Consider the following 5006-nt stretch of genomic DNA (forward strand, 5'->3'; position numbering starts at 1 on the left):
ACGGCTCGGGCCGCTGCGACACGCAATAGTGGGCGATGATGAAATCGCGGATGCGGTCCCATTCCACCTGGCACACGCGGTTGTATTCGGCCGCCACGCGCGGATCGAAATGGCGATCGGGAAAAAACTCGATCAAGCGGCCGATGCCGTTCTGGATCAGCTGGATGCCGGTGGATTCCAGCGGCTCCAGAAACCCGCTGGCAAAACCCAGCGCCACGCAATTGCGCTGCCAGAATGCCTCGCGCCGCCCGGCGGTAAAGCGGAAGCGGCGCGGATTGGCCAGTGGCGCGCCGCCCAGGCTGCCCAGCAGCGCCTCTTCTGCTGCTGCATCGCTCATGTGGGCAGAGGCATAGACGATGCCGTTGCCCTCGCGGTGCTGCAACGGAATGCGCCATTGCCAACCCGCCGCCAGCGCGGTGGAGCGGGTGAACGGCGCGGGCGGATCTTGCCGCGCCGATGGCACCGCAATGGCGCTGTCGCACGGCAACCAGTGCGACCAGTCGACATAGCCCGCGCCCAGCCGCTTGCCGATCAGCTCGGCGGCAAAGCCGGTGCAATCGATGAAGAATTCGCCATCCACCACCTGCCCATCGGCCAGGTGCAAGGCGCGGATATGCCCGGTCTGCGGATCGAGCGGCACATCCACCACGCGGCCTTCTACCCGCGTCACGCCCCAGCTTTCAGCCAATGTGCGCAGATAGCGGGCATAGAGCACCGCATCGAAATGATAGGCGTGGGCATAGCGGGGCTGGCGCGGATCGGCCGGCGTGAACTTGCCACGCTGTGCCAGGGCATAGGGCGCGGAATAATCGTCGATCGGTGCGGCTTCGCCCGATCGGGCCAGGCGCAGCCAATGATGGTGCGGGGCAATCCCACCGATCGGCTCGCCATAATCGCCAAAGCCATGGAAGTGGGTATTGCCTACCTGCCCCCAATCGCAGAACTCGATGCCCAGCTTGTAGCTGCCCATCGTCGCCTGCAGGAAGGCATGCTCATCCAGGCCAAGCCTGTCGTTGAACAGGCGGAACAGCGGCACGGTCGCCTCGCCCACCCCGATGATCCCGATCTCTTCGGATTCCACCAGGATAATGCGTAAGGGTTGCCCATCGCACGCCTTGGCCAGAAGCGTGGCCGCCATCCAACCGGCCGTGCCACCGCCCAGGATGGTGATCGATCGGATCGCTGCCTCGTTCATCACATCCTCTTCCCCGTTCCGGCCCCGGTCTCATGCGCCTGTACGGAACAGGGGCACGAGATAACCGGAGCCGGCCGTGTGGAGCAAGATACCGCCGCTATCAGAACTTCGAGCGGACGAGGAACGCGACGTGGCGGTCGGTTTCTTCCCAGGCATAGCGCGGGTGCAGGCTCGCCGGGCCGACATCGATATAGGTCTTGGCCTTGAGCAGGTTCTGCGCCTGGAGGCCGACCTTGAGATGGCTGTTTACATCGACGATGAACGATGCGTCGAGCTGGCCATAGGCTTCGTTCCACACCGGCTGGTTGACGTTGGCACCGTTGGCGTTGGCCAGGTATTCCGAGCGCCAGTTGTAGGCGAGGCGCGCCGAAACCCCATACTTTTCATAGAGCAGAGCCGCGTTGAACGAATGCTTGGACAGGCCCTGCATCGGCAGGTTGCCCGGCAGCAGGCTGCCCGGCGCCAGCTGCGGGTTGGACGGGTTGCGCCCACCGGTGCTGGCGATGAACGTATAGTTGCCGTTGAAGCCCAGGCCCGACAGCGCACCGGGCAGGCTATCGAAGAACATGGTGTAACCCGCTTCCACGCCCTTGATCGTGCCATGCCCGCCGTTGACCGGGATGTTGACCTGGAAATCCTGCGTCACGCCATTGCGCGTCAGCGTAACGGTCGATGCCTGGGGGCTGATGTAGTTCGACACGTCCTTGAAGAACGCGGCCAGCGTTACCGCATTGGCCTTGCCGAAATAGTATTCGAAGCTGGCGTCAAAGTTCCAGGCGCGGATCGGCTTGAGATAGGGGTTGCCGCCCGTCAGGGTACGGGGGGCGACCACCGCCGGGGTGAAGCCGTCCGCCTGGAAGGTATAGGCATAGGTTTGGTTGGCCTGCAGGTCGGTGAAGCTCGGGCGATAAATCGTCTTGCCCACCGCAAAGCGCAGGATGGTCTTGTCGTTCAGGTAGAACCGCGTGTTGAGCGTCGGCAGCACGTCGGTATAGCTGTTGCGCGCGTCGACCGGGGTCTTGCTGCCATCGCCCACGAACGTCGCGGCATTGACCAGCGCCTGGCACGCCGCGGCGCCATTGGTGGCGATACACGCCGCCGCCGTCTGCGAGTTCGACGAAGACGAGCTGAGCGAGGGCAGGAAGATGGCGCCAACCGCCGTGGTGCGGGTGCGGATCACGCGGACGCCGATGTTGCCATCGAACCGGCCGAGCAGGCCGCTGTCTTCACCAAAGCTCGCCATGGCATAACCGGCCAGCGTCTTTTCGGTCTGGGTGTTGGTGCCATAGGCGTTGTTGTTGCCAGCGCTGCCATTGAAGGCCGCATCGGTCAGCGGCGACCAGCCGCCATTGCCGCTCTGCGTGGTAACCAGATACTTGTAGGCATTGGCCGCGCCCTTGTCGAGCAAGCCAACCGAAGGGAACCAGCCGCCCGGCACATTGACGTTCCCGCCCATGAAGTTGCCGAAATTGAGGCGCGTGGTCTGGCCCGGCAGGCCCACGTTGCCCGGGTCCTGGTTAAGGTAGATCGGCGTGCCGCCACCCCAATAGGCGGTGCTGAGCAGGCCCCAGTTGTAATTGGTCGACTGCGTGACCAAGTCCTTGGCCGTATTGCGCAGGCCAACCTTGAACGACTTGAAGAAGTTGCCGTCATCGAGCGTGTAGGTCACGTCGGCGCGTTCCGCCCACGAGGAGGCGCGGTTGTTCTCGTTGTGCTGCATGGCAGCGTACCAGAAATAGTTAGCCGGATCGCTCAGGCTCAGGCCATTTTCGCTGAAGGTGAGGCTGGGCCGGTCACCAGTCAGGTTGAACGCCACGTTGGGCCGGCCGCCGTTCAGGCCGAAACCGTCGAACGCGGTCATGCTGTAAACGCTGGCGTGCGAGTTGACGTGATCGACATCGACGCTCACCGTCAGGTGATCGGTCGGCGTCCAGAACATGCTGCCATAGAATTCGCGGGTGACCTTGTCCTGCTGGCCAACGCGGCTGTCATAGACCAGCTGCGCGTTGCTTAGCGTGCCCGAGGCCAGGGTGTGCTGCGGCCCAGTGAAGGTGAAGCTGGGATCGAGGCTGAAACCGCCGTTCTGGTCGTTGATCTGCACGGCATTTTCAGCGTCACGCGGCGTCACCTTGGCAATCATGCCTTCAAAGGTGAACAGCAGGCTGGACGACGGCTTGATCTGCAGCACCGCGTCATACGAGTGGCGCACCTGCGTCCATTCGACCGAGCGATAGCCCAGGCCACTGGGCAGGGCCACGGTGGTGCCGGCCGGGAGACCCGATTGCGCCGCTGGCAGCGTTGTCGTGCTGATCGATCCGGTCTGGATCGCGTCGGTGCGGTTGCCGGTCTTGCCGGTGGATGCGGAAAGCTGCAGGCCGATCTGGGTGCCGCCGGGCGTGTCCCAGCGGTGGCTGATCACGGCATTGCCCGAGAAGAAGCCTTCCTTGCGCTTGTCGGCATAGTTCCAGTCACCCGAAACGGCGACGAAGTTCTTGCTGTCGAGCGGCTTGCGGGTGCGCAGGTCGACGATGCCGGCAATGCCGCCTTCGACCATGTCGGCCGACGGGGTCTTGTAGACGTCGACCGCGCCCATCAGGTCAGGCGAGACGTCTTCAAAGCTCAGGCCACGGCCGCTGTTGGCAGAGAACACGTCGTGGCCATTGATTTCGCTGCGCGTCCAGGAAAGGCCACGGATAAACACGCCGCCACCTTCGGCCGGCACGCGGCCGGGGTCGCTGCCTTCCAGGGTGTTGACGTCGCCGGTACGCTGCAGAGTGATGCCGGGCACGCGCTGCAGGGCTTCGGAAACGGTGCGGTCGGGCAGCGCGCCGATGTCCTGGGCAGAGATCGAGTCCACGATCACCTGCGAATTGCGCTTGGTGTTGAGGGCGTTGCTCAGCGAGCCGCGAATACCGGTAACGATGATCGACGGCACGTTCGGCTCGTCGGCAGCGGCGGCCTTGCCGGCGTCTGTGGCGGCAGCGGCTTCCTGCGCATGGGCGGTGCCGGCCACCAGCGAGGCGGCCATCACCATGCTGGACGTGACAAGAAAACCGATCTTGCGCGCATTGCGGCGCGTGCTGCGCCCGAAAACGTTGTGCATAACCCCTCCCAATTAAGGCTATCTCTAAAGAAATGTAGTTTTTACAGATATTTCCATGCCGATCTCAGCGTCTTGAGAGACGCGCGGCAATGGCGAGAAACAGATCTATTTCCCTTAGAGCCCCCTCCTGATTGCTCCGTGTGTCAGAGCACCTCATCTGCGTTAACGCTACCATTTCAACACACGATTCGCAAACCGGATTATTGCCAAATGCCCGCCGTGCTGCGGGCTTGCCGCTGGACAGCCGCATTCGGCAACAAATCGGCAATTTATGCCGCTTTGCATCATTTGTGTTATTTCAACGGTTTAGAATTATCGTATCAATGAGATAACTAGGATTTATCGCACGCGCTTTTGCGGTGCGAGAGGCGCAGAAAATGGGCTCGCGATAGCGCTAAAACGATTGCAGGACTGTGGCAAAGCCGCAACGGTCACCCACTATTCGTGCGTGGTCACCGCAAGAGCGCGTAGCAAAAATGGCGTGACCCGTTCCCCCGCATTGCGCGGGATGGCCGGGTACGGATTAACCGGCGCGTGGCGCGGTCAACGTGGCGTCGGATGCGCGCAGCACCAGCGAGAAATCGACCCGCACATGGCGCGGCGCGCGCGCCTTGGGGTCAAACACGCTGTCCACCAGCAGGCGCACGGCTTCGCGTGCCATATCGGCCACTGGCTGGCGCGCGGGGGGGAGTTCCGGCCAGACATTGG

At 63.0% G+C, this 5006-nt stretch carries 2 protein-coding genes and 1 pseudogene; all 3 read right to left on the reverse strand.

The genetic code is table 11. From position 1 onward, the window contains the following. Positions 1 to 1195 (reverse strand): tryptophan halogenase family protein (locus tag H926_RS30310; RefSeq protein WP_202804800.1); only part of this gene is annotated, 1195 nt, incomplete at its 3' end. 100 nt (positions 1196 to 1295) lie between these two features. Next, the gene (locus tag H926_RS0123475; RefSeq protein WP_022678406.1) at positions 1296 to 4298 is read right to left on the reverse strand and encodes a TonB-dependent receptor; all 3003 of its coding nucleotides are present in this window, start codon (positions 4296 to 4298) and stop codon (positions 1296 to 1298) included. A gap of 523 nt (positions 4299 to 4821) precedes the next feature. After that, positions 4822 to 5006: pseudogene (locus H926_RS35300) on the reverse strand (LacI family transcriptional regulator); the annotation flags it as partial.

This window comes from Novosphingobium sp. B-7, from assembly GCF_000410615.1.
GTDB lineage: Bacteria > Pseudomonadota > Alphaproteobacteria > Sphingomonadales > Sphingomonadaceae > Novosphingobium > Novosphingobium capsulatum.